Source organism: Enterococcus asini ATCC 700915 (assembly GCF_000407365.1).
GTDB classification, from domain to species: domain Bacteria; phylum Bacillota; class Bacilli; order Lactobacillales; family Enterococcaceae; genus Enterococcus_C; species Enterococcus_C asini.
The window spans coordinates 355,651-377,870 of record NZ_ASVU01000002.1; the positions used below are offsets into that span (position 1 = coordinate 355,651).

Below are 22,220 nucleotides of genomic sequence, written 5' to 3' on the forward strand. Positions count from 1 at the left end.
AAAATGAAAAAAATCATGGGAATTTTATTGATGCTGGCAGGGCCTATCCTCGGTGCCGGGCTCTTTGCCATCGGGGCCAGTCAAGACGCTCCCGGGATGTGTGTCATTGGTTTTGGTTTGGCCTTGATTTTCGTGGTAAAAGGCTTGGTTTTATCCGATCGCATCTCCACTTACTGGAGCAACCGCTTGTTATTCACCGCTTTTGGTGCCGGGGGCGTACTTTTGACCACGGTATTATTAGCCGACGGGGAGTTTGAAAGCCGCCCGCAACTATCTTTAATCGGTTTTGTCATAGGAATCGGTTTATTGTATCTAGGTAACCGCCGTCAGGTCAGAGAAAAGTAGTAGTGCAGACAAACGTCGAAGCAGTCACGGACTCGCTTCGACGTTTTTTGTCAAATTCGGCTATTTCTTGTGATAAAAGTTTCTTTTTATTACAATTAATAATAAGAAAGGTTTTAAAAGAAATGAGGCAAAGGCAATGGATACACCAATGATTGAGATTCAAAATTTGAGCAAGTCATTTGGTTCCTTGGCAGCCGTGAAGAATTTGAGTTTTACTGTGGCAGAAGGCAGTCTTTTCGCTTTTTTAGGGGTTAATGGGGCAGGCAAGAGCACGACGATTTCCATTTTATGTGGCAAATATGCAAAGGATGCTGGGGAGATTCGGATTAATGGCCATGATTTAGAAAAGGAGTTAGACCAAGCCAAAGGAGATTTAGGCGTGGTTTTCCAGTATTCGGTCTTGGATCAAGAGCTTTCCGTGAAGGATAATCTGGAAGTGCGGGCGGCCTTGTATCAAATTGTGGGAGCACAGTTTCGTAAGCGTTTAGCAGAACTGGCAGAGTTACTGGAGTTTTCTAGCTTTTTAAAACAGCCGGTGGGAAAGTTATCCGGGGGCCAGCGGCGGCGTATCGACATCGCCAGAGCGCTACTCCATCAGCCAAAACTGTTGATTCTAGATGAGCCTACCACGGGCTTAGATCCTCAAACCCGACGACTTTTGTGGCAAGTAATCGAGACTTTGCAAAAAGAGCAAGGTCTGACGGTACTGCTGACCACTCATTATATGGAAGAAGCCGCCGGAGCTGACGAAGTGGTGATCATCGACCAAGGAGAAATCGTCGCCGCGGGAACTCCTTTGAGCTTGAAAAATCGCTTTACTTCGGATTATTTGACCCTATATGGCGTCACAGAACTGGCGGTCTGTCAGTTGCAGCGCGAGTATCAACCGGTAGCGGAAGGATTTCGGGTCTTTGTGGATACTCCCCAGGAAGCCACCCGTTTGATTCAGCAGCATCCAGCGCTTTTTACAGACTATGAGCTGACGAAAGGACGCATGGATGACGTCTTCTTAGCCGTCACTGGCAAAACATTGCCCCAGGAAACAAAGGAAGGGGCGCGGGTGTAATGGTGGCGAAAATACTGATAACACGGAATCTAAAACTGTTCTTTTTTGATAAGGGAAGGTTATTTACAGCGTTGATTACGCCGGGAATCTTGCTGATTTTGTACACGACTTTTTTAGGCAGAGTCTATCGTGAATCTTTTGGCGGTGCCTGGCCTGAGCTAATCCCTGTCAGTGACAAGCTGATTAATGGCTTTGTGGCGGGGCAATTGGTTTCTTCTTTATTGGCAGTCAGTTGTGTAACGGTGGCCTTTTTTGCCAATGTTTTAATGGTGGAAGACAAGCTGTCCGGGGTGATTGAAGACTTCTTGATTACTCCAGTTAAACCGGGAATGCTGAATTTTTGTTATTTTGTAGCGACCTTATTGGCCACGCTAATGATTAATTTTATGGTGATTGCAGTAGGGTTCACGTACATTGGCCTCCAAGGCTGGTTTTTGAGTGCTGGGGATATGGCGGCGACTATTGGGAATGTGATTTTATTGTCTTTGTTTGGGACTGCCTTATCCAGTGTGATTTTCTCGTTTCTCAATACCCATGGTCAGATTTCCGCAGTGGGTACGATTGTAAGTGCGGGCTATGGCTTCATCTGTGGGGCCTATATGCCGATTAGTAATTTTTCTGTGGGCCTGCAACGGACCTTGTCGTTTTTACCGGGAACATACGGGACCAGTCTTTTGCGCCGTTCCTTGGAAGACGGGGTATTTCGGGAAATGAAAGCGGTGGGACTTCCTGAAGCCGGTGTGGAAGGATTCAAAACCGCCGTGGACTATTATGTGGAGTTTTTCGGCAAACGAGTCGATTTGCAAGGGATGTATCTGGTGATGTTTGCCAGTATTTCGTTATTATTAGTGGTTTTCTTGTTATTAAGTAAGCGTAAAAACTATGGAAAGTAGGGAATCAATGGAAAAAGTAGTCATCTATGCCACGAAAACAGGCACGTCCGCCGCTGTGGCAGAAAAAATCGCCCAAGAACAAAAAGCGGAACGGTACTCCTACAAGGAAATGCCTTCTTTGACCAAGGAACAGGCCGTGATTTATGTGGGGAGCATCTACGCCGGGCAAATCCTAGGCTTGGAAAAAGTCGCAAAAAGGTTAGCCGCTGCCTCTGAAGTAACCTTGGTAACGGTGGGATTAATGGCCCCCGAACTAGCAGAAACACAAAAACTGCGAGCAGCCGCCATCAAGAAAGCCCAAAGTAAGGGGGATTTTCTCTTAGGAGCACATTTTTCGCTTCAAGGATCACTGGATTTGGACAAGTTGAGCTTCCCTCAGCGGACCTTAATCAAGGCCATGTACAAGCAAGGCAAGAAAAATCCCACAGGTGAACTAGGCTCGATTGTGACCGCTCTGGAGAATTTCCAGCCCTTTGAGTGGATACAGGTGACAGAAGTATTGGAAAAATTATCAGTCTAAATAAAGCAGGTGAAGCCTTTAAGGATTCACCTGCTTTTGTGTTGCTATTCGTCTGCCAAAACGACCGCCGTGCCCATAACGACTGGGAGTGTGCGGTCTGCCATGGCGAAGCTGATACCGAGAACGGCATTGGCGCCTAATTTTTCAGCACTCTTGCTGATATCCTCTATGGCTTGATTCAGATAAGTATCAGCGGCGGCCAAAGTGCGAATTGCGCGAAGTTTGTTGTCAAAACCATACACGATGCCTAAATCTTGTACAACTTTTTTTCCGGGATAAGTGGAACGGGTGGACGTAATCATCAGGCTATCACTCCTAACAGGGCTTTTGGGTTAAGTATAGCAAAGTACGGAAGGCTTCGATAGCGTTCAGGGAAGAATCAATCGATTAATACACCGCATCTTCCAGCGCAATCAAATCTAGCGTGACCATTTGATAGATTTACAGTCTGCGGCGGTTATCCTGAATTCGCCACAACTTGATGGCAGTATCTAAGCGGAACATCACATACCCTGTTGCGGTCCAAACCTCCCCGATGGAGTTTTTGTAGTGACAATTCATCTGGTTCACTCCTTTAGTAGGAGATACGCGAACGAGTGATATTTAATGGAAATGTATTTATTCGAAAAAAGAGGAGCCTCCTAGACTCCTGAAAAAGTGACGCGTATTTTTTCTAACTATTGAAAAAGTGGACGGCAGGACTCGAACCTGCACCTTAGGGAAAGTATCTGGCCCTTGCCGGACACCGTTGAAGGGATACACCATGTTCATCCACAACCATAGTCTAAAAGAAAATCGTTATTGCCCCGTGGTTATTCTAAGGAGTTTTCTTGAAGAGTTGTGAAAGGATTGTGAAGTGCCCTTAAGTTCTGTCTAACACCATTTTTGAAGCAGAAACTGGTTGTACGGGGTTATTGACGTCCATAACTGACAAAGAAAAGAAAAGTAAAGAAAAGCAAAGGATAGAAAAGAAAAGCCGCCGCCTGCTTTAAACAGTATCAGGCATAATAATAGGAAAGAGGAGCAAGAAAAATTCCTTACGGCAGGCCAGGCTGGTTAAAATAAAAAAATTCTCATAATGTTTCGAAATCTTTTACATTACGCTTGTTTTATTCGTGTTAATGGTGTGAGGCAAAATGCGAATGGAGGGATCATCATGGTGCGACCGATGAAACAAGGCTTGGATTATTTTCCTATGGATGTGAGTTTTACGAGGGATGTGAAAGTGCGGCGGGTGCACATGGCTTGTGGCATGGAATCGATTGGAATTTTGGTGTATCTGCTGAGTCTGATTTATCGAGATCAAGGCTATTATGAGAAATGGGATGAGGAGCTGTGCTTTTTAACGGCTATGGACTTACACTTGGAGGAGTCCTTGGCGGAGCAAGTGGTGCAAAAGGCGGCACAAGTAGGCTTTTTTGACGGGGAGTTGTTGGCAGACTGGGGAATTTTGACTTCTGCGGGGATTCAAGAGCGGTTTTTAGCCGCCACCAGAAAAAGGAAAGTCCGCCGGTTGATTCAAGAATACTTGTTGGTGGATGTGGCCGAGGAAGGGAAAATCGAATTGCACTCGATAAGAAAAGACACACAACAGACTGAGAAAAAAGCAGAAAACTCCTTGGAGCCTTTTGCTAGAGCAGAGGACTTGGCACAAGGGGACAGTTACCAAGCGACTCTCTAAAAAAATGGAGCAGAACAACTGCTACCAGAAGATCGCAACAGTTTGGCAGAAAACGCACAGTCACAGAAGCAACAACAGAAGCAACAACAGACCCAACAACAGACCCAACAACAGACCCAACAACAGACCCAACAACAGACCCAACAACAGACCCAACAACCCCAGGCGCAACCCCAGGATTTTGACTGGGTTTCTTTAACGGCTGCTGAGCCAACGGATGTTCAGCTCGCAGAAAGTGTTGAAACTCCCGCTGACAGAGAAGGTATAAGGCCAGTAACTGCCAAAAACGATTCCGAATCTGAAAGGACAGTGACCCCTGGCTATCAAGGGCAAGACCAAGAAAATCAGCCAGTTCCCAAGGTCACTAGTCCTCAGAAGGCTCACCCAAGTAAGGCCCAGATTCAGAGGACTTCTCACGCTGAAATCGGGTCGAGAAAGACTGTCCTTGCCACCAAAGCCAAGGTGCATTCCCAGACGGCTTTGGAACGCGAAAATTGGCTAGCCAATCAGCGAAATTGCTACTTATTGGCCCCGGAGCGTTTCGCTTTGGACAATCGCTATGCCCTTACTCCAGATGAATTGGCGTGGATTTACAATGGTGCCCAGTAATTTTTTAGAAAGCTAGGGGAGATGCCAACCCAATCTTGTTTGCCAAGCCCTGTGCACCCTTGGATTAGCCCCTTGTGTCAAGGCTAAAAAAGAGGCGCTTTAGGCGAGATTTGCTACAATGGACAAAAGGAGTGGTGTGGCAGATGAAGATATTGTATTTAATGCGTCATGGGGAAACCTTGTTTAACCGCCTGCATAAAAAACAGGGGTGGTGTGATTCGCCTTTGACCGAATTGGGCATGCAGCAGGCTCTAATCGCCAAAAAATACTTCCAAGAGCAAGGAATTCAGTTTGATAGTGCCTTTTGTTCCACAGCGGAGCGGGCCAGTGATACCTTGGAATTGCTTACGGATCAACCCTACACCCGGTTAAAAGGCTTGAAAGAGTGGCACTTTGGCCGCTTTGAAGGACAAGATGAGTTTTTGAATCCAGAACAGCCGTACGGGGATTTTTTTAAGCAGTATGGCGGTGAAGGGGAAAGTCAGGTGCAAGAGCGTCTCAATCAGACTTTGCTTGAAATCATGAGGTCGGTTTCGGGAGAGCGGATTTTGGTGGTGTCTCATGCAACGGCTATGCGGGCATTCATGCGTTTATGGCAGCATACCAGTGAGTTTGCCCCCTTGGAGCGCTTGAGTAATTGTGGGATTTTGCGTTTTGCCTATGAAGCAGAGCCGGAGCGGTTTATTTTACAAGAAATCGTGGAGCATGATTTTTCCATGCTAGAGTAAGCTTGTACTTTTTTCTCAGATAGTGTACACTAATTACGAAATCGTTTCAGAAGAAAGTAGGATGTTTTGTGAGTGTAGTCGGTATCTAACCTGAGCAATTGAAGCCAAATAGACAGTTTTATTTGGCATGCCTGTAGATACCTGATATGTTTTCGACTAGTTCAGTGATTCAAGGAGACAGGCGCAGTTTGTCTCCTTTTTTGCGCGCTTTTTTTGACTGCTTCTTCTGATTTGTCATTGGTGATTTGACAAAGGCAAAACGGCTCTAGCAGGGAAAAACCGCCACTCCTGAATTCGTCCATCTCTCTGAAACGAGCCCTGGGTTTTGCAGGCTGCCTAAGAAAGGAACCCAATGAATAACAAAACTATTTATCAAGAAACTGGTTTTGACCAGATAATAAAAGAGATTCACGGCAATTTGATCAGTGATTTTGCTAAGGCGGACTTTGAAACCCGCCAACCTACTACTCATGTGCAGACGGCACAAAAACGTTTAGCCGAAACCGAAGAAGCCATGATATTGTTAAGCTCTGGGCAGCACGTACCTTTTATGGGGATGCGGGCGATTGAGCATTTGACCGGAAAAATCCAGCGAGGCCTGGTGTTGGAAGCAAGTGAGCTTACGGAATACAGTGATTTTCTCCGGAGCTTTGGCTTGATTAAAAAACTTTTTGAGAAAAACCAATACCAGACGCCGACTTTGCATCGCTATGCAGCAGGTTTGGGGGATTTTAGCGAGGTTACCCAGGCGATTACTGGTGCCGTTAATGGCGCTTTGGTGAAGGATGAGAGCTCCCGGGCGTTGCGGAAAGTTCGCAGTCGCATCCATAAATTGGAAGCTAATATCAATCAGACGTTAGAAAAACTTTTAAAAAACCCCACCACCGCAAAGTATCTACAAGACCGTTTGGTGATTGAAAAAGATGGCCGCCAAACGTTACCTGTGAAGACGGAATTCCAGTCGAAGTTTAACGGCACCATCGTGGAACGCTCCAGCCGGGGTACCACGGTCTTTATCGAACCCACCTCGGTGGCGAAAAATAACGATGAATTGATCTTAGCCCGGGCGGAAGAAACCGGGGAGATTTACCAGATTTTGGCTGGGCTTACGGGATTAATCGCAGAAAAGCTTCCGGAAATCGGGTACAGTCGGGAAATTCTCGGAGAACTGGACATTATTTTGGCCCGGGCTAAGTATTCCCGGAGCATTGATGGCAAGCCTTTTACCGTGAATGACCAGGAAGAACTTTACTTAGATCATGTGCGGCATCCACTGTTAGGCAGTCAAGCGGTGCCTTTGACCTTGAGTTTAGGGGAGAATGGTCGCGGCCTGATCATTACCGGTCCCAATGCGGGGGGCAAAACCGTGGTGTTAAAGACCGTCGCTTTGACTTGTCTTTGTGCCGCTTCCGGGATTTTATTGCATCACGGAGGACGGACCCAGGTACCGATTTTGCAAGAGATCTTTATCGATATCGGTGATCAGCAAGATCTAGGCAATGCCCTTTCCACTTTTTCTGCCCATATGGACGATGTCTCCCGGATTTTGCATCAAACTAAACCCGGAAGTCTCGTATTACTTGACGAAATCGGCAGTGGTACGGAGCCAAAAGAGGGGGCGGCTTTGGGTATCGCCATTATGGAAGAATTGTACAGTCGGGGGGCGCTGGTAATCGCCACGACCCATTACGGTGAAATCAAGGACTTTGCCTTGGCCCACCCGGATTTTCGCACGGCGGCTATGGCATTCGACGAGGTTTTATTGAAGCCGAAATACCAGCTACTAATGGACCAAGTGGGGGAAAGTAATGCCTTTTGGATTGCGGAAGAAAAAGCCGTGCCGGAAACCGTCTTAAACCGGGCTCGGGGCTACTTAGCTGGGACGGCCTATGAGTTTGTTCCCTACAAAGCTCCTAAAAAAGCCCAGTCGAAAAAAGCAAAGCTAGCTCAGACTGAGGCAGAGGTGATGACTACATCGGATTTCGCCAAAGGAGATCGCGTATTGTTGACAGAAACCAAGGAGAACGCCTTGTTTTATGAGGAGCTAGAAGGGGACATGGGAAAAGTCTTTTTGGACAAGGCGTTTCGGGAAGTGCCTTTGCGACGGTTGAAATTGATTACTGCCGCTACGGTACTGTACCCCCAAGACTATGATTTAGAAAGCTTATTTACGGACTTTCACGAGCGAAAATTCCAAAAAGACATCGATCGCGGTTCGAAAAAATCCCAGAAAAAACTCCGAAAACAAGCAGAAGCTCGCCGAAAAGCAGAACAATAATTGCTTTAATATACTTGTCCGAATAACCCACTCTTTCGTTATTTTGAAAGAGTGGGTTTTGTTTTGATAGTTCGTCTAGCTCCCTTTTCCTACGCCTAGCAGGTATAATGGAGTAAGAAGCAACGGTCAATGAAGGAGGTGCCACAATGTTGAATCCTTTTATCAATACCGGACTGGAGGTGGCTTTAAAGGAGCTGTTTCGTGATCAGTTCAACACGGAGCAGATTTACCAAGTCCGTGACTTGCAAAAGACGCGGCTAATCGTTTACGTGTCCCCAAATGCTTTGCGCTTTGTCTTTGTGGAAGAGGATGCCCCGAAAGCATCGAGAAAATTGCCTCAGTACCATCTATTCTGGGAGTCAAGCATACGAGAATGGGAACCGCTAAATGCGTAAAAGACTTGGTCTAAGGCGACGGGGAGAAGATGCAGACTATCTAGCATCTGGCTACAAACTCATTTCCAGCATGAAACAAGAAAAACGCCCCTTACCAGGGAACCATCCACTGGTAAGGGGCGTTTTGGGGGAGCTGCTTAGTTTTTGCCGAAGAGGTCTTTGATTTTGTCTACGATGCCGTCTGGTTCGTTAGCTGCGGCTTTCGCATCGTCGGCGATATCTTTGGCTTGTTTCGCAAAATCATCGGGGTTGAAGTTAGTGATCAAGTCTTTTGCTTTTTCAGCGTAATCCCCAAGATCATCTTTGTGGTCTTCCACAAATTGTTGCGCTTTTTCTACATTGCCTTCACCGATTAAATCTTTTACTTTTTGAATCAATTCTTCCTTATTCATCATTTATCCTCCTAGCGTGGGTGTTTTCAAAAAACGATCCTTTAGTTACGTTCTTAGTCTAGCACGATTTGTGAAAATAGAGAAACAGAACGCCTTAAGACTAGGGAGAGCACGTCCTTTTCTTTTTGCTAGCTTGTGAAAAAAAGAAGTAGATTTAGTTTAGATTGGTGGAATCATCGTCGCTTTTTTGGCCTAGTTGTGCTTTTAAGTCGGTCATTTTGCTTTGAGCTTCTTCAAAAAGCTTGGGAATCTGGTCGAGCAATTGAGCGCTGAGCTGCAAGGAATCCGTGGCGTTGTTTTCCAATTGCCGAGGGATTTGGCTGATTTCTTGCACTAGGTTTTTCACCAGAGACGTAGTTTGCTCCAAGACCTCTGCCGGTAAATCCGCTTGGGAATAGGAAGCATAGAGGCTGCTGGTGGCGGTAATGGCGGCACTGTATTGCAATAACCAAGTGAACAAGTACTGCAAATCCAAGTCGCTTAAGCGCTGGTGAGCGATCTCCGTGAGTACGTCCAACAGGGGCGTCGTGGTCAAAGGTGGCGCAATTCGCTCTTCTGGCAGATGGTTTTCCTCCAGCTGGGGATGTAAGGCCAAATCCAAGCGATAGGTACAGTACAAAAGCTCGCCAAAAGTCTCCAAGACGAACTCCCCAGAAGGATGGTTTTGATAGACTTTGGTTTTGGGTAAGACTGTCGCGGCCAGCGCTTTCCCCGCGCCAAAAGTGGTAGGAGCCACATACAGGGTAAAATAGCGCTCCTTAGACGTGAGCCAAGGGCTTAAACAGGACTTTTGCTGGGGAATGTCCGTTTTAAATTCTGTCTGCCAGTCTTCTGTAGTCAGTTTGGCCAGTTGGCTGACATCTTTTGCCACTAGTAGCTCTCCGGCAGGGATTTTATTGTCCTTTGAAAAGCCCAATGTGCCAAAATAGGCATGGGTGTAGAGGCCTTGCTCTCTTGCCAGTTCATTGAGACGGCATAAGGGCAGAGGTTGGCCTGCTTGCTGGGTCAGTAGACTGCTTAGAGCCGTGACGAAGGATTGATAAGGTTCGGCTAAGGTTGCTTTCCGGAAAAATGCCATGGAACTCCTCCTTTTTTCTTTTATTCTAGGCGTTTTCCTAGAAGAGGACAAGTCAGGGAACACGGATTTTCATTTTGAAAGAGAAAATGCTGTTTCTTCTGGGAATTTTTCATATAATGAAAGTATCAAGGAGAAGGAGGAAGCCTATGCTTACAATGGCTTATATCGGCAATGGCAAAAGTACCAACCGCTACCATGCGCCTTTTGCATTAAAGACCGGCAAAATAAACATCAAAAAAATCTACGCTCGGAGAAAAACCACGGACTGGGCACCGATTCCCGGGACGACCTACACCCAAGACTTAGAAGACGTGCTACAAGACCCTGAGATTCAATTGGTGGCTATTTGTACACCGGTTAAGAGCCACTATGAATTGGCCAAACAGTGCTTGTTGGCTGGGAAGAATACCTTGGTGGAGAAACCTTTCACGGAAACCGCAGCAGAAGCCCAAGAACTCTTTGATTTGGCGAAGGGAAAAGGCCTATTCTTACAAGCTTATCAAAATCGCCGCTTCGATTCGGACTTTTTGACGGTTCAAAAGGTTATCGAATCTGGAAAACTGGGGGATTTATTGGAGCTGGAAATGCACTTTGACTACTATCGCCCAGAAATTCCGGAAAACTCGGAATTTTCGGTGGAGTCTAGTTATTTATACGGCCATGGTTGCCACACCATTGACCAAGTCTTGTCTTATTTCGGTAATCCCGACGACATTCACTACGATGTGCGCCAACTATTAGGCCCAGGAAAAATGAACGACTACTTCGACTTGGACCTTTATTACGACAGATTGAAAGTCTCCGTGAAATCCAGCTACTTCCGTTTGAAAGAACGGCCAAGTTTTGTGGTGTACGGCAAAAAAGGAGCTTTCGTCAAAGTCGACAAAGATCGCCAAGAGTACGATTTGAAGCATTTCTACATGCCGGATCACGCTGATTTTGGCGTGGATACGCCGGAACAATACGGTACTTTGACTTATATGGATGAGCACGGCGTTTACCACGAGGAAAAAGTGATTTCCGAAGTGGGGGATTATAGCCGGATTTATGAAGGCATCTATGAGAGCATCATTAATGGTGCGCCGAAAATCGTAAAAGACGAAGAGACACTGAAACAAATGGAAATTTTAGAAGAAGGCATTCGGCAAATGCGCTAATTGCTAGCTACTCTAAAAAACATGAAAAAAGGACACCTCCTTACGTGGCGGTGTCCTTTTTTGTAGTCTGCCAAGGGCGTATCTTTATGGAGTATGGCTAATAGTGCTTTTTACCGATAAAAAGCTTCGAAGCGTTCGGCCAGTTGCTGAGTAGCCTTTGTCATAATCGCCTCTTCTGGTAAAGTGGCAGTGCCTTCTGCGCGCACAATAGCTACTTGGTCAAAGCCCATTACCCCTTGAAACATGGCTTTTAAGTACTTTGGCGCAAAGTCTAAGTCCTGGTAAAAATCATTTTCCGTGTAGATCGAGCCGCTAGCATAAAGCACCAGCATGCGATAATCTTCCGTCATCAGGCCGGTGGAGGCTTTGCCGTCTGCTTGAGGCGTGTCCAAGTAGCGGAAGGTTTCCCGGGCAATCAAAATATTATCCAAATAATCTTTTAAAGCAGAGGGGATATTGAAATTGTGCAAAGGGGAGGCGATAACGATCCGTTGATGCTCTTTAAATTGTTGCAAGAGGTCTTGGCTAGTTTTGGCCACTAGCGCTTCTTCAGTCGTCAAAGCAGTCCCGGTGGCTTGTTTAGCCCAGATGCTTTGCAACTGGCCTTCTTTGATCCGGGGGATGTCTTGGGCGTAGAGGGTTAAGCTGGTCAATTCCTCCTGAGGAAACGCCTTGTGGTAGCGTTCTTCAAAGGCTGTTTTTAATTTCAGGGAGTAGTGGGCTGGATTTTGGTAGTCTGGATGGGCATTGATCAATAGTGTTTTCACGTGTGCTTCCTCATTTCCTTTTGATATACTGACTATACTGCTTAAAGGTGTCAAAAAGCGTCACCATTAACAAAGGAGTTTTTTTATGAAAAAATCGGAGCGTTTAAATCAAGAGCTGATCTTTTTAAGTGGCAAAGGGGCTTTCCAACTTAGCGACTTAATGGCGGAATTCGGCATTTCCAAGCGCACGGCTTTGCGAGATGTGGCCGAATTGGAGAGTCTTGGGTTGCCCTTGTATGCAGAAAGTGGCCGTTACGGTGGCTACCGGCTGATTTCACAGAAGCCTTTTGTCCCTGTGTATTTCACCATTGAGGAAGTGGAGGCCATCTTTTTTGCCATGAAGGCCTTGAAACTTTTATCCAGTACGCCCTTTTCCCATTCCTTTGAGGCAACGTCGCCAGAAGCTTTTGGCGACGTTGCCTCAAACTCAGCAAACTACGATTTCCAAGCTGTTGTCCGTAATCGACTACCACAGTGTGCCACCGGTAAAAGCCGTGGCCCATTTGGATTTGATTGTTCAAGCAATTTTGGACCAACAAGTGCTTGTAGGGCGCAATTTGCAAAAAGGCGATCAGCCTGTGGCGCTGCAAATCGGGGAGCTTTTCTACCGCAGTGGCGTCTGGTTTTGTAGCGCCTGGGACCGTTTGACAAAAAAATGGGGCACCTATCGCTGTGATTATTTGGTGGATTTGACGATTCAAAAAGCAGCGGAGGAGACGTTTACTTTGGCAGAACTGCGGGAGATTCAGCAACGCTATGAGACCCATTACCACAATCGGCCTTTTCGGTGTCGCTTAACCGACTTCGGTAAGGAACTGGTGCAGAAAAATCATTATCCCAATATGTCCTTAGAGGAAAAAGATGGGGTGGCTTATCTCGTGGGGGGCTATCACGAGGAGGAATTAGGCTATATGACCCATTATCTGGTTTCCTTAGGGCGACATGTGGTGGTGGAAGCCCCGAAAGAGTTACGAGATAGTGTCCAGGCCGAATACCGGCAGATATTAGCCCAGTACGAAAGTTAGCACGTAACCAGCTTTCCGCTGTATGGCTAGGTGCCTTGCTAAAAGTTGCCAATAACGTCCTGCAAGAGTAAAATGAATGTGTTTGCGACCTGTCGGTATCAGGAAAAAAGCGCAGAATCGGGGAAGAAAAGCAGGGGCTCTTTTTTAGTTGACCACTTTTCTTTTGACCGAATTAAAGGAGCGAATTTATGAGTAATGTAGTAGTCAAACGCTTTTCCCACACGGATTTGGACGGAGTGGGCTCCGCGTTGTTAGTAGCAGAAGTTTTACAACACTTGCCAGAAAGTGAATTTCAAGAAGCCACCTTTTTACCAGTGACCTATTGTGAACCAGGCAACGATGGCACCATCGATCCCAATGTGTTGCAGTTTTTGGCTGCCAATGAAGAGCCAGTCACTCACATTTTCATCACGGACATTTGTCCTTCAGAAGAAGTGATCGCAAAACTTGCGGCTTATTGCGACGAACGGAAGATCCAGTGGACGATTTTTGATCACCATATTTCTTCTGTGGGGATGAATGCCCTTTTCCCTGGCCACAGCAAAATCACCGTGGCAGATGAACGCACAGGCTTGAAGCATTCGGCGACTAGCGTGGTGATGAAAGAATTGGTCGGCAGTATGCCTACCGAGCTTTTTGACGATGCATACTGGGGCAAATTAGCCCATGTGGCGGACATCATCCGGTGCTACGACTGCTGGGACTGGCAAAGCAATCCTGATGCGGCCTACAAAGAAGCTGCCAAGGATTTCAACAACCTCTTTTATTTCTTTAACTTTGAAAAACGTTGCGAACTGATGCAACAAGTGATGGAGCAAGGCTTGAGCTACTTGGATCAATATGCCGATATCATCACCGCTATGGGAGAAAAAGAAGCAGAATACATCACGAAGAAGCTCAAACACGCGCGTTTTGGCTCCTTGGATGACTATCGCTTCGCCTATGTTCACGGGGAACAATACCAGTCTTCTTTAGGCAATGCCATGGCCCAACTAATCGATCCGGAAACGGAAAAAGTGGTGGACTTTAGTCTCGTCATCGTCGGCCGAGGAGTTTCCTTACGGGCGGTGAAAGACGACGTGGACTTATCCGTGATTGCCAAGCGTTTCTTTAACGGCGGCGGCCATCAAAAAGCTTCCGGGGGCATCTTTTTCAAACAAGAACTCTATATCCACGACCAAGAAACCGGTTTGGAATCTCGTTTGTTAGTGATTGAGTAATGAAAAATACACTGTCGAAAACTACTTTTGAGTAGGAGACAGTGTATTTTTTATTTTTGCACTTATTGATAGCGGTTTCATAAGGCGCTAAACTAATTATATAAAATAACGATGGTTGATTAGGATTTCCGCAGAAGCGTACGTGGTAAACAAGCGTGATTTTAATTTAAAAACAACATTTATCTGAAATTCAACAGTCGGAGTTATTTTAAAAAGGGGAGGCTGACAGATCAAAAAAGCAGCCGAAAGGGAGAATGTTATGAAACTGATCGTCACAAAAGACTTACAAGAAATGAATGAAGTTGCCGCACAGCACTTATTAGGGGCCATGCACACCCAGTACCGCACAAATATCGCGATTACCGCAGGCTCCACGCCAAAAGGGGTATACGAGCTGATGATTCCTTTGGTGAAGGATAAGGAATACTTCGACAATGTCCACTACTACAATTTCGATGAGATTCCTTTCAAAGGGGAGACCGGCTATGGGGTCACCATGCAAAATTTGAACAAGCTGTACTTTGATCCGGCAAATATCAAACGGGAAAAAATCCACGTTTTGGACTGGACGAACTATGAAACCCAAGACCAGCGAATTGCCGCAGACGGAGGCTTAGATTTCGTATTGCTAGGTGTTGGGGCAGACGGACATTTTTGTGGTAATTTGCCAGGCACTACGAAATTTGGGGATTTGACCAGTCGTGTGGCGGAAGATGCGACACCGGATATGGTCCAAGTATTGCTAAATGAAGTCGGCGGCGTGGAAGAAAAACGCCCAGATTTCTATGTCACCATGGGGCCAAAGAGTATCATGCAGATTAAAAAGTTGGTGATGATCGCCAATGGCACCGCCAAAGCGGAAATTGTCAAAAAACTAGTGGAGGGAATCGTAACCGAAGAAGTGCCGTCCACCTTATTGACCACTCACCCTGACTTTACTTTGATTGTGGATGAAGAAGCAGCGAGCCTGCTTTAGAACGCTAGGTGTACGCTAAAAGCCTGGGATAATGGAACACACAAAAACGCCACCAGCCCTTAAAGGATTGATGGCGTTTTTTATTGTTTAGCCAAAATAGCGAATGCCCATGGCTTCTTTGACTTCTGCTAAGGTAGCGGCGGCGATTTTTTCCGCTTTTTCGCTGCCTTGTTTTAAGAGATTCATGACTTCTGCTGGATCTTTGGCAAATTCTTCCCGGCGAGCGCGAATTGGACCGAATTCGGCTTCTAAGGCTTCGATCAAATAGCGTTTGATCTTCACGTCTCCAAGACCGCCAGCGCGATAATGGTTTTTCAACTCTTCAATGTACGCTTTGTCTTTACCGAAGACATCCAGATACGTGAAGACCATATTGCCTTCTACTTGCCCTGGATCTTCCACGTGGATGTGGTTGGGATCCGTGTACATGCTCATGACTTTTTTCGCCATGACATCGGCGGAGTCGGCGAGATAGATACCGTTGCCCAAGGACTTACTCATTTTGCCATTGCCATCGATTCCCGGTAAGCGGCCTTCGCCTTTTGGTGGCAAGACTGCTTTTGGCGAAACCAAGACTTCCCCGTACGTGTTGTTAAAGGAGTGCACCACTTCTTGAGCTTGTTCCAACATGGGTTTTTGGTCATCCCCCACAGGGACTAAGTTGGCTTTGAAGGCGGTAATGTCTGCTACTTGGGAAATCGGGTAGATGAAGAATCCCGCTGGTACGCCTTCCCCAAAGGCTTTTTGTTGGATTTCCGCTTTGACCGTGGGATTGCGTTGGACCCGAGCCACGGAAACAAGGTTCAAATAATACATGGTTAATTCCGCTAATTGAGGAATCATAGATTGGATAAAGAGGGTGGTCTTGGATGGGTCCAAGCCTACCGCCAAGTAATCTAATGCCACTTGCAGGACATTTTCAGAAACTTTGGCTGGATTTTTGGCATTGTCCGTCAAAGCTTGCATATCTGCTACCATGACGAAAAGTTTGTTTTCCGGATCGTTTTGCATGGCTACCCGGGTGCGCAATGACCCCACGTAATGACCTAAATGCAACTGACCCGTGGGACGATCCCCGGTTAAAATAATGTTACTCACGTTTTTCACCTATTTCACTAAAGTTTTTGTCTGTTTCAGTGTACCTGTTTTTCCCAGATTAGACAACTCTTGCAAGCCTAGGAAAGTTCGCTTGTCAAAAGCAGTCATTTTGTTTTCAATGTCACTTGTTAATGAGTGTTTATTGCTAAACGGTGGTTCCAAAGCAGCCTCTGCAAAAATAAGTTGAAATTGCCTAAAATTTGAAAAGCCATTTTTGGCAATTCCACCTTATTTCTTGAGGCAAAACGCTTTGGTACCAACCTCATTTTTGAAAACCTCACACAGGATGTCACTTTTATAATAGTAGGAAGTTTCAAGAAAATTCACCATTTTGGGAAGAATTTCTTTACAGACCTTAAAAAAACTCTGTATAATAACTCTAATACCCAACAAAAATTTACAAAAGGGAGCTGAATCCATGTCAATGATCGAATTCCAAAACGTGGAAAAATTTTATGGTCGATTCCATGCTTTGAAGGGAATCAACTTGCAGTTTGAAAAGGGAGAAGTAGTGGTCGTAATCGGTCCTTCTGGCTCCGGGAAAAGTACGATGCTGCGCTGTATCAACGCCCTGGAGGAGATTAGCAGTGGGAAACTGTTGATTAACGGCAAAGATCTCCGGGACAAGAGCACGAAGCTGACGGAAATCCGCAAAAATATCGGAATGGTCTTCCAACATTTTAACCTTTATCCGAACAAAACGGTCTTGGATAATATTACATTGGCACCGAAAAAAGTGCTGAAAGAAAGTGACGAAGAAGCCACTAAAACCGCTGAAAAACTCTTGGACCGTGTGGGGATGTTAGACAAAAAAGATGTCTATCCAACCACCTTGTCTGGGGGGCAACAACAGCGTGTGGCAATTGCCCGAGGCTTGGCCATGAAGCCAGAAGTCTTGTTATTTGACGAGCCTACTTCTGCGTTGGACCCGGAAATGATTGGGGACGTACTGGAAGTCATGAAAAAAATCGCCAAAGACGGGATGACCATGATCGTGGTAACCCACGAAATGGGCTTTGCTCGGGAAGTGGCGGACCGTGTGATCTTCATGGCAGACGGGGAAGTAGTGGAAGAAAGCCGCAATCCGGAAGAATTCTTTGAAAATCCACAATCCGATCGGGCCAAACAATTCATCAGCAAGGTGATCAACCATTAAGCCCTTGAAACAAACGGATTGCAGAACAAAGGAGGTCAACCAATGAAAAAAATGCTTGCTTTTTTGGCATTGAGTCTTAGTTTGTTTACCCTGTCTGCCTGTGGCAAAAGCGTGGCGGATCAGGATATTGCAGAGACGAGTAAAGAAACCCAACAGATTACCTGGGGAGTGAAGTACGATACTCGCCTTTTTGGCATGATGGACGTGGCCAATGGAGAGGTCAAAGGCTTTGACATCGACATCGCCCGAGCCATTACGGAGAAAATCCTCGGCCCTGAAGGTAGCGCGGTTTTCGTAGAAGTTACTTCGAAAACCCGGATTCCATTATTGAAAAATGGGAATATCGACGCGATTATCGCTACTATGACCATTACGGAAGAACGCCTGCAACAGGTGAATTTCTCCGATGTCTACTTCGACGCGGGACAATCCTTATTGGTGCATAAAGATTCCGGTATTAAAGGCATCGAGGATCTAGGCCCTGATTCCACGGTTTTAGCCGTGAAAGGCTCGACTTCCGTGGACAATATCAAGAAATTAGCTCCAGAAGCGAAAATCTTGGAATGGGAAAACTATGCGGAATGTTTTACTGCCTTGCAGTCTGGTCAAGGAGACGCCATGACCACGGACAATGCGATCCTTTTAGGGATGGCTTCTCAAAATCCGGATTACGTCTTAGCTGGCAAGTCCTTTACGAAGGAACCTTATGGCATCGCGATTAACAAAGGTCAAGACAACTTCCTAAAAGAAGTCAACGACGCCTTAGCTGAGATGCACAAAGACGGCACCTATGACAAGATTTACGACAAATGGTTCCCCGAATCCGATGACGGACGGGTAGCGAACTAATCGTGGCTATTCGCAAGTAAAGCAGGGGCTAAACCCAACTTTTCAGAAAGGAGCAAGTAGATGATCCAATTATTTCAAGAGTATCACAGCCTGTTTTTTGAAGGCTTTAAAATTACCATCTATTCCAGTGTCATCGCCTTGGTTTTCAGTTTGATTATCGGGACGTTAATGGCCATCTTTCAACTATCCCAAAATCGTATCGTGCGGGGCTTATCAAAAGCGTATGTGGAATTTTTCCGAAATATTCCCTTGCTGATTATCGCTATGTTTTTCGTGGTAGTCGTGCCTATGTACTGGATTTCCTTAGACGGTTTCCAAGCCGGGACCATTGCGTTGATTATTTATACTTCGGCGTTTATTGCAGAAACCGTGCGTTCCGGGATTCAAACCGTACCAAAAGGGCAAATGGAGGCAGGGCTATCTTCCGGCTTCACTTATTGGCAAACCATGCGCTACTTGATTTTGCCCCAAGCCTTTAAGATTGTCATCCCCCCATTAGGCAACCAATTTATCAACTTGGTGAAAAACTCCTCGGTCCTAGCCATGGTAGCCGGGTTGGATTTGATGTATCAAGCCGATTCCGTTGCCAACACGACCTTTGAAACTTTTAACACGTATATCATTGCGGCATTGTTCTACTTAGTTTTGACCTTGCCATTGTCTTATTTGATGAATCATCTAGAAAAACGCTGGTCCGTGACCGGATAGAAAGGAGAACCCTAGATGCAAAATTTTATTGATGCGTATTCCTATGTGAATTTGAGCTTTCTAATGGATGGCCTCATGGTGACGATCCAAGTCTCTGTGGTATCGATTGTCTTGAGTTTTGTGATTGGTGGCTTGTTAGGCGTTCTACGCTTTGCCGATATCAAGGTTGTCTCCCGGGTTATCGGTCTCATTGTGGACATCATCCGCAACTTGCCGCTCCTGTTGATCATCTTCTTCACGTATTTTGCCTTACCTCAGATTGGGATTAAGTTTTCCATTTTCTGGGCGGCGGTGGCAGCATTGACGATCTTTGAATCGGCCATGCTTTCGGAAATCTTCCGGGCCGGGTTAAATGCCGTGCCGAAAGGGCAAATGGAAGCCGGGCTGTCCACAGGCTTGACCTACAGAGAAACCATGCTTTCCATCGTGATTCCGCAAGCTTTTAAATCCATGATTCCCGCCTTGGTGAGTCAGTTGATTTCCTTGATTAAGGATACTTCTTTAGCGGTGATCATCAGCTTGCCGGAATTGACCCACAATGCCAAAATCATCTATGGTCAAAACGAAGGGGCGATTATCCCCATGTTCGTGGCCATGACCGTGATGTACTTCGTAGTATGTTACGCACTGTCCTTGTTCTCCAAGTATCTGGAAACCAAGCAGTATAATTATTGAGAATGAAGTAAAAAAGTGGTGCCCACTCAATCTTTCCCAGTCGAAAGAAGAGTAGGGCACCTTTTTTATGCTTTGCGATATTCCGGATACAAATTTCTTTCAATCTCTCCTCGTTGATCCGCTAAAAACGGTGGCAGGGCGAAACTTTCCCCTAAGGTTTCCAAGGGTTCGTCAATGGTGAACCCGGGAGTTAGTGTGGCGAATTCCAGACGATTGCCCCCGGGTTCTCTGATGTAGAGGCTCTTGAAGCACCCTCGGGAAATCATTTTTTCAATGTGCCAGCCTTGGGTTTGAGCTTTTTGGTAAAGGCGGTCCAGTTCGGCCTCGTCTGTCACCGCAAAGGCGATATGATCCGCGCTGCCTCGTCCCATGCGACTGGCTTCACTAGTTTCAGTAGGGAGAATCTCCAGAAAATCCGTGGTATTTAACCAAATGCGCTGGTCTAGAGTCTGCCAACCTAAAAAACGCTCAAAGAAATCCCTGGTCTTCTCGGGCTCGGCCACATGGAGCTGGGTGGATTGAAGTCCTAATATCTGTTTGTCTCCTGGAATCGTATTTTTGACTTGATGACTGGGTTCTAACGGAGCAAAATCGGTTTCTGTCAGGCAAATTGCCACTTGGTCTTGGTCCTTAAAGTACAATGTGCGTTCGTTTTTTTCGTATGCAACGTGATAGTCTTCCAAGCGGCCTTGCCAATAGGGGAGGCTGTTTTTAGGTATTTTCAAGCCAATGGTGGCGATAAAATTTTCATGGTCATAGCGGTGGCCCAAATGAGGCAAGATAAAAAAGGTCACCACGCTCCCGGGAGCACCTTGATAATCACCGTAATAATAGTGAAGCATGCGATGATTTTCCTGGTTGACGGTATTCTTAACAAAGCGCAGTCCTAAAAGCTCGGTATAAAAGTGCAAATTTTCCTGACGGTCCTTGGTTAATAAGGAAATATGATGAAATGCTGGCATAGGGCATCTTCCTTTCTTACTAAAAATAAGTATAGTCGGCAATGTCCGATTAAGCAAGACAAGCGTCTTTTACGGAGATTGCTAAAAGCACGATTCTTTGGTAAACTAAACAAAAGAGAACGTTCGTTCGTGAAATTTGGAAAGAAGGGGAAAATGGATGCATTACAAGCGCTATAAGACGATCCTTTCGCCCAAAAATGGCTTGAACCTGTATCGTGGCTGCACTCACGGCTGTATTTATTGTGACAGTCGCAGTGCCTGTTATCAAATGGACCATGCGTTTGAGGATATCCAGGTGAAAGAAGACGCCATCGCCATTTTGCGCGAGCAGCTTGTAAAAAAGCGCCAGCCTTGCATGATTTCAACTGGAGCGATGACGGACCCTTATTTGCATTTGGAGGAGAAACTGCGGCTCACTCGCCAGTCTTTGGAACTAGTGGAAGAGTTGGGCTTCGGCGTAGCACTGCTGACGAAATCAGATCGAGTGCTTCAAGACCTAGACCTCTTACAGCGAATCAATGAAAAGACCAAAGCCGTCGTCCAAATCACTTTGACCACTATGGATGATGCCTTATGTAGAAAAATCGAACCGCGAGTATCCGTGACCTCTCAACGCTTGCAAGTTTTGGCGGAATGTCAAAAACGCAAAATTCCCACGGTAGTCTGGCTAGGTCCACTATTGCCTTTTTTAACGGATAGTGAAGAAAATGTAGAGGCGCTCTTAGCTGCGTGTCATAAAGTGGGGGTCAAAGGAATTGTCAATTTTGGTTTTGGGGTGACCATGCGAGAAGGCAATCGGGAGTATTTCTATCGCCAATTGGACCGTTTATTCCCCGGTATGAAGGAGCGTTATATTCGTGTTTTTGGCAATCGTTATGAATGTACAAGTCCCGCCAATCAAAAGCTGATGGACTTGTATCATAGGCGCTGTGAAGCCTATGGTATTTTGCATCATAATCACGAAGTTTTTGCCTACTTACAGGAGTTTGAAGTCAAGGGGGAGGCTGAGGCAGAGCAGTTGTCCTTGTTTTAATCCTCGAGAACCACTTAAGCAGTGGTTCTTTTTTGTTTTTAGCCGCCGGTTGTCTAGTAATTTTATATAATGAATGAAATGTGAACTATGTATAGGATTGCACTTAAACAAGTGGTAAAATTTTGATAAGATAACAAAAATTAAAATTCGTTGATAGGATTTAAAGGAGGAATTATGCAAAAGCAACGGTTTGATGCACAACAAGTAGCCAGCCGCTATCAGGCTTTTCTGGTTGGTTTTCTGACGGTGGCAGGGCTATTGATTATTACGCCTATCTTTAGTATTTTCTACGGCAAGTCACCCTTCGAAAGTCAAGCGAGTCTTTGCTTTTTTACTGCCCTGGTAGGTGCCGGGGTCGTTGCTTGCAGTTTAATCGGCAAAGATGCTTTTGTCGGGGAAAATGAAGGACGCCATTTGATTCGGTTTAGTTTGCTTTATCTGCTTTTGGGTACTTTTTTGTTGGTTCAAACCCGTTCGCAGATAAAGGGCATAGTAGTGAATGGCCAGCTTACCGATCAGCTACTGCCATTGGCCGCATTGGAGCTTATAATCATGGGGCTTTGCTTGAGCTACAAGTCATTTTTACGGAAGGTAGGTAAGGGGAAATGA

General features: G+C 45.9%; 25 protein-coding genes and 1 pseudogene. 20 read left to right on the forward strand and 6 right to left on the reverse strand.

Annotated elements, in window-relative coordinates:
- The first annotated feature begins 3 nt into the window (after window positions 1–3).
- From I579_RS11550 to I579_RS11565, 4 genes are all read left to right on the forward strand, one after another.
- On the forward strand, window positions 4–345 hold the full coding sequence (locus I579_RS11550; RefSeq protein WP_010753583.1) for a hypothetical protein: 342 nt from the start codon (window positions 4–6) through the stop codon (window positions 343–345).
- A gap of 136 nt (window positions 346–481) precedes the next feature.
- Window positions 482–1,411, forward strand: coding sequence for an ABC transporter ATP-binding protein (locus I579_RS11555; RefSeq protein ID WP_010753584.1), 930 nt, complete (start codon window positions 482–484; stop codon window positions 1,409–1,411).
- Window positions 1,411–2,304: an ABC transporter permease gene (locus I579_RS11560; RefSeq protein WP_010753585.1), complete on the forward strand. Its 894-nt coding sequence runs from the start codon at window positions 1,411–1,413 to the stop codon at window positions 2,302–2,304. Before I579_RS11555 ends, I579_RS11560 begins: the two co-directional genes overlap by 1 nt.
- 7 nt (window positions 2,305–2,311) lie before the next feature.
- Window positions 2,312–2,824: a flavodoxin domain-containing protein gene (locus I579_RS11565; protein ID WP_010753586.1), complete on the forward strand. Its 513-nt coding sequence runs from the start codon at window positions 2,312–2,314 to the stop codon at window positions 2,822–2,824.
- A gap of 44 nt (window positions 2,825–2,868) precedes the next feature.
- On the opposite strand, the gene I579_RS11570 is transcribed toward I579_RS11565, so the two are convergent.
- A complete protein-coding gene (locus tag I579_RS11570; RefSeq protein ID WP_010753587.1) occupies window positions 2,869–3,126 on the reverse strand; it encodes a heavy metal-binding domain-containing protein in 258 nt (85 codons plus the stop codon).
- An 854-nt stretch (window positions 3,127–3,980) separates the two neighbouring features.
- Here I579_RS11570 and I579_RS11575 point away from each other — a divergent pair.
- The 5 genes from I579_RS11575 to I579_RS11595 all read left to right on the forward strand — a co-directional run bounded on the left by I579_RS11575 (window position 3,981) and on the right by I579_RS11595 (window position 8,515).
- The gene (locus I579_RS11575; RefSeq protein WP_010753588.1) at window positions 3,981–4,505 is read left to right on the forward strand and encodes a DUF4373 domain-containing protein; all 525 of its coding nucleotides are present in this window, start codon (window positions 3,981–3,983) and stop codon (window positions 4,503–4,505) included.
- Window positions 4,506–4,547: 42 nt separating this feature from the next.
- Window positions 4,548–5,114 carry a hypothetical protein gene (locus tag I579_RS11580; protein WP_010753589.1) on the forward strand — a complete coding sequence of 189 codons (567 nt, stop codon included), beginning with the start codon at window positions 4,548–4,550 and terminating at the stop codon, window positions 5,112–5,114.
- 143 nt (window positions 5,115–5,257) lie between these two features.
- Window positions 5,258–5,842, forward strand: a complete 585-nt coding sequence (locus I579_RS11585) for a histidine phosphatase family protein (RefSeq protein ID WP_010753590.1) — start codon at window positions 5,258–5,260, stop codon at window positions 5,840–5,842.
- A gap of 352 nt (window positions 5,843–6,194) precedes the next feature.
- Window positions 6,195–8,120 (forward strand): endonuclease MutS2, encoded by a 1,926-nt coding sequence (locus I579_RS11590; protein WP_010753591.1) that lies wholly within the window; start codon window positions 6,195–6,197, stop codon window positions 8,118–8,120.
- A 146-nt stretch (window positions 8,121–8,266) separates the two neighbouring features.
- Window positions 8,267–8,515, forward strand: a complete 249-nt coding sequence (locus I579_RS11595) for a hypothetical protein (RefSeq protein WP_010753592.1) — start codon at window positions 8,267–8,269, stop codon at window positions 8,513–8,515.
- A gap of 137 nt (window positions 8,516–8,652) precedes the next feature.
- Here the strand turns inward: I579_RS11595 and I579_RS11600 are convergent, their stop codons facing one another.
- Both I579_RS11600 and I579_RS11605 read right to left on the reverse strand, forming a co-directional pair.
- A complete protein-coding gene (locus I579_RS11600) occupies window positions 8,653–8,907 on the reverse strand; it encodes a hypothetical protein (RefSeq protein ID WP_010753593.1) in 255 nt (84 codons plus the stop codon).
- A gap of 154 nt (window positions 8,908–9,061) precedes the next feature.
- A complete protein-coding gene (locus tag I579_RS11605) occupies window positions 9,062–9,985 on the reverse strand; it encodes a hypothetical protein (RefSeq protein WP_010753594.1) in 924 nt (307 codons plus the stop codon).
- 146 nt (window positions 9,986–10,131) lie between these two features.
- On the opposite strand from I579_RS11605, the gene I579_RS11610 reads away from it, so the two are divergent.
- A complete protein-coding gene (locus I579_RS11610; RefSeq protein WP_010753595.1) occupies window positions 10,132–11,142 on the forward strand; it encodes a Gfo/Idh/MocA family oxidoreductase in 1,011 nt (336 codons plus the stop codon).
- 110 nt (window positions 11,143–11,252) lie between these two features.
- Here I579_RS11610 and I579_RS11615 read toward each other — a convergent pair whose 3' ends face one another.
- Window positions 11,253–11,909, reverse strand: coding sequence for an FMN-dependent NADH-azoreductase (locus tag I579_RS11615; protein WP_010753596.1), 657 nt, complete (start codon window positions 11,907–11,909; stop codon window positions 11,253–11,255).
- A 160-nt stretch (window positions 11,910–12,069) separates the two neighbouring features.
- Here I579_RS11615 and I579_RS13100 point away from each other — a divergent pair.
- From I579_RS13100 to I579_RS11630, 4 genes and pseudogenes are all read left to right on the forward strand, one after another.
- Window positions 12,070–12,129 (forward strand): annotated as a pseudogene (locus I579_RS13100) (hypothetical protein); the annotation flags it as partial.
- A 163-nt stretch (window positions 12,130–12,292) separates the two neighbouring features.
- On the forward strand, window positions 12,293–12,934 hold the full coding sequence (locus tag I579_RS11620) for a WYL domain-containing protein (RefSeq protein WP_306452662.1): 642 nt from the start codon (window positions 12,293–12,295) through the stop codon (window positions 12,932–12,934).
- Between the two features lie 188 nt (window positions 12,935–13,122).
- A complete protein-coding gene (locus tag I579_RS11625; RefSeq protein WP_010753598.1) occupies window positions 13,123–14,154 on the forward strand; it encodes a hypothetical protein in 1,032 nt (343 codons plus the stop codon).
- 259 nt (window positions 14,155–14,413) lie between these two features.
- Complete coding sequence (locus I579_RS11630; RefSeq protein ID WP_010753599.1) at window positions 14,414–15,130, forward strand: glucosamine-6-phosphate deaminase; 717 nt, start codon at window positions 14,414–14,416, stop codon at window positions 15,128–15,130.
- Window positions 15,131–15,217: 87 nt separating this feature from the next.
- Here I579_RS11630 and trpS read toward each other — a convergent pair whose 3' ends face one another.
- Entirely contained in the window at window positions 15,218–16,228 is a 1,011-nt protein-coding gene (gene trpS / locus I579_RS11635) for a tryptophan--tRNA ligase (RefSeq protein ID WP_010753600.1), read from the reverse strand.
- 418 nt (window positions 16,229–16,646) lie between these two features.
- Between trpS and I579_RS11645 the strand changes: the two genes are divergently transcribed.
- Genes I579_RS11645 through I579_RS11660 form a run of 4 tightly spaced genes read left to right on the forward strand, consistent with a single transcriptional unit; the run spans window position 16,647 to window position 19,616 of the window.
- The gene (locus tag I579_RS11645; protein ID WP_010753601.1) at window positions 16,647–17,384 is read left to right on the forward strand and encodes an amino acid ABC transporter ATP-binding protein; all 738 of its coding nucleotides are present in this window, start codon (window positions 16,647–16,649) and stop codon (window positions 17,382–17,384) included.
- Window positions 17,385–17,426: 42 nt separating this feature from the next.
- Complete coding sequence (locus I579_RS11650) at window positions 17,427–18,233, forward strand: glutamate ABC transporter substrate-binding protein (RefSeq protein WP_010753602.1); 807 nt, start codon at window positions 17,427–17,429, stop codon at window positions 18,231–18,233.
- A gap of 60 nt (window positions 18,234–18,293) precedes the next feature.
- Window positions 18,294–18,941 carry an amino acid ABC transporter permease gene (locus tag I579_RS11655; RefSeq protein ID WP_010753603.1) on the forward strand — a complete coding sequence of 216 codons (648 nt, stop codon included), beginning with the start codon at window positions 18,294–18,296 and terminating at the stop codon, window positions 18,939–18,941.
- 15 nt (window positions 18,942–18,956) lie between these two features.
- Window positions 18,957–19,616, forward strand: coding sequence for an amino acid ABC transporter permease (locus tag I579_RS11660; RefSeq protein WP_010753604.1), 660 nt, complete (start codon window positions 18,957–18,959; stop codon window positions 19,614–19,616).
- Window positions 19,617–19,681: 65 nt separating this feature from the next.
- Here I579_RS11660 and I579_RS11665 read toward each other — a convergent pair whose 3' ends face one another.
- Window positions 19,682–20,578, reverse strand: a complete 897-nt coding sequence (locus I579_RS11665) for a VOC family protein (protein WP_010753605.1) — start codon at window positions 20,576–20,578, stop codon at window positions 19,682–19,684.
- A 157-nt stretch (window positions 20,579–20,735) separates the two neighbouring features.
- Here I579_RS11665 and I579_RS11675 point away from each other — a divergent pair, with 157 nt between their 5' ends.
- Both I579_RS11675 and I579_RS11680 read left to right on the forward strand, forming a co-directional pair.
- On the forward strand, window positions 20,736–21,611 hold the full coding sequence (locus I579_RS11675; protein ID WP_010753606.1) for an SPL family radical SAM protein: 876 nt from the start codon (window positions 20,736–20,738) through the stop codon (window positions 21,609–21,611).
- A 174-nt stretch (window positions 21,612–21,785) separates the two neighbouring features.
- Window positions 21,786–22,220, forward strand: coding sequence for a hypothetical protein (locus tag I579_RS11680; protein ID WP_010753607.1), 435 nt, complete (start codon window positions 21,786–21,788; stop codon window positions 22,218–22,220).

Coding starts and splice junctions, on each gene's coding strand:
- I579_RS11550 (WP_010753583.1), top strand. CDS start 4: ATGAAAAAAATCATGGGAATTTTATTGATGCTGGCAGGGCCTATCCTC.
- I579_RS11555 (WP_010753584.1), top strand. CDS start 482: ATGGATACACCAATGATTGAGATTCAAAATTTGAGCAAGTCATTTGGT.
- I579_RS11560 (WP_010753585.1), top strand. CDS start 1,411: ATGGTGGCGAAAATACTGATAACACGGAATCTAAAACTGTTCTTTTTT.
- I579_RS11565 (WP_010753586.1), top strand. CDS start 2,312: ATGGAAAAAGTAGTCATCTATGCCACGAAAACAGGCACGTCCGCCGCT.
- I579_RS11570 (WP_010753587.1), bottom strand. CDS start 3,126: ATGATTACGTCCACCCGTTCCACTTATCCCGGAAAAAAAGTTGTACAA.
- I579_RS11575 (WP_010753588.1), top strand. CDS start 3,981: ATGGTGCGACCGATGAAACAAGGCTTGGATTATTTTCCTATGGATGTG.
- I579_RS11585 (WP_010753590.1), top strand. CDS start 5,258: ATGAAGATATTGTATTTAATGCGTCATGGGGAAACCTTGTTTAACCGC.
- I579_RS11590 (WP_010753591.1), top strand. CDS start 6,195: ATGAATAACAAAACTATTTATCAAGAAACTGGTTTTGACCAGATAATA.
- I579_RS11595 (WP_010753592.1), top strand. CDS start 8,267: ATGTTGAATCCTTTTATCAATACCGGACTGGAGGTGGCTTTAAAGGAG.
- I579_RS11600 (WP_010753593.1), bottom strand. CDS start 8,907: ATGAATAAGGAAGAATTGATTCAAAAAGTAAAAGATTTAATCGGTGAA.
- I579_RS11605 (WP_010753594.1), bottom strand. CDS start 9,985: ATGGCATTTTTCCGGAAAGCAACCTTAGCCGAACCTTATCAATCCTTC.
- I579_RS11610 (WP_010753595.1), top strand. CDS start 10,132: ATGCTTACAATGGCTTATATCGGCAATGGCAAAAGTACCAACCGCTAC.
- I579_RS11625 (WP_010753598.1), top strand. CDS start 13,123: ATGAGTAATGTAGTAGTCAAACGCTTTTCCCACACGGATTTGGACGGA.
- I579_RS11630 (WP_010753599.1), top strand. CDS start 14,414: ATGAAACTGATCGTCACAAAAGACTTACAAGAAATGAATGAAGTTGCC.
- I579_RS11645 (WP_010753601.1), top strand. CDS start 16,647: ATGTCAATGATCGAATTCCAAAACGTGGAAAAATTTTATGGTCGATTC.
- I579_RS11650 (WP_010753602.1), top strand. CDS start 17,427: ATGAAAAAAATGCTTGCTTTTTTGGCATTGAGTCTTAGTTTGTTTACC.
- I579_RS11655 (WP_010753603.1), top strand. CDS start 18,294: ATGATCCAATTATTTCAAGAGTATCACAGCCTGTTTTTTGAAGGCTTT.
- I579_RS11660 (WP_010753604.1), top strand. CDS start 18,957: ATGCAAAATTTTATTGATGCGTATTCCTATGTGAATTTGAGCTTTCTA.
- I579_RS11665 (WP_010753605.1), bottom strand. CDS start 20,578: ATGCCAGCATTTCATCATATTTCCTTATTAACCAAGGACCGTCAGGAA.
- I579_RS11675 (WP_010753606.1), top strand. CDS start 20,736: ATGCATTACAAGCGCTATAAGACGATCCTTTCGCCCAAAAATGGCTTG.
- I579_RS11680 (WP_010753607.1), top strand. CDS start 21,786: ATGCAAAAGCAACGGTTTGATGCACAACAAGTAGCCAGCCGCTATCAG.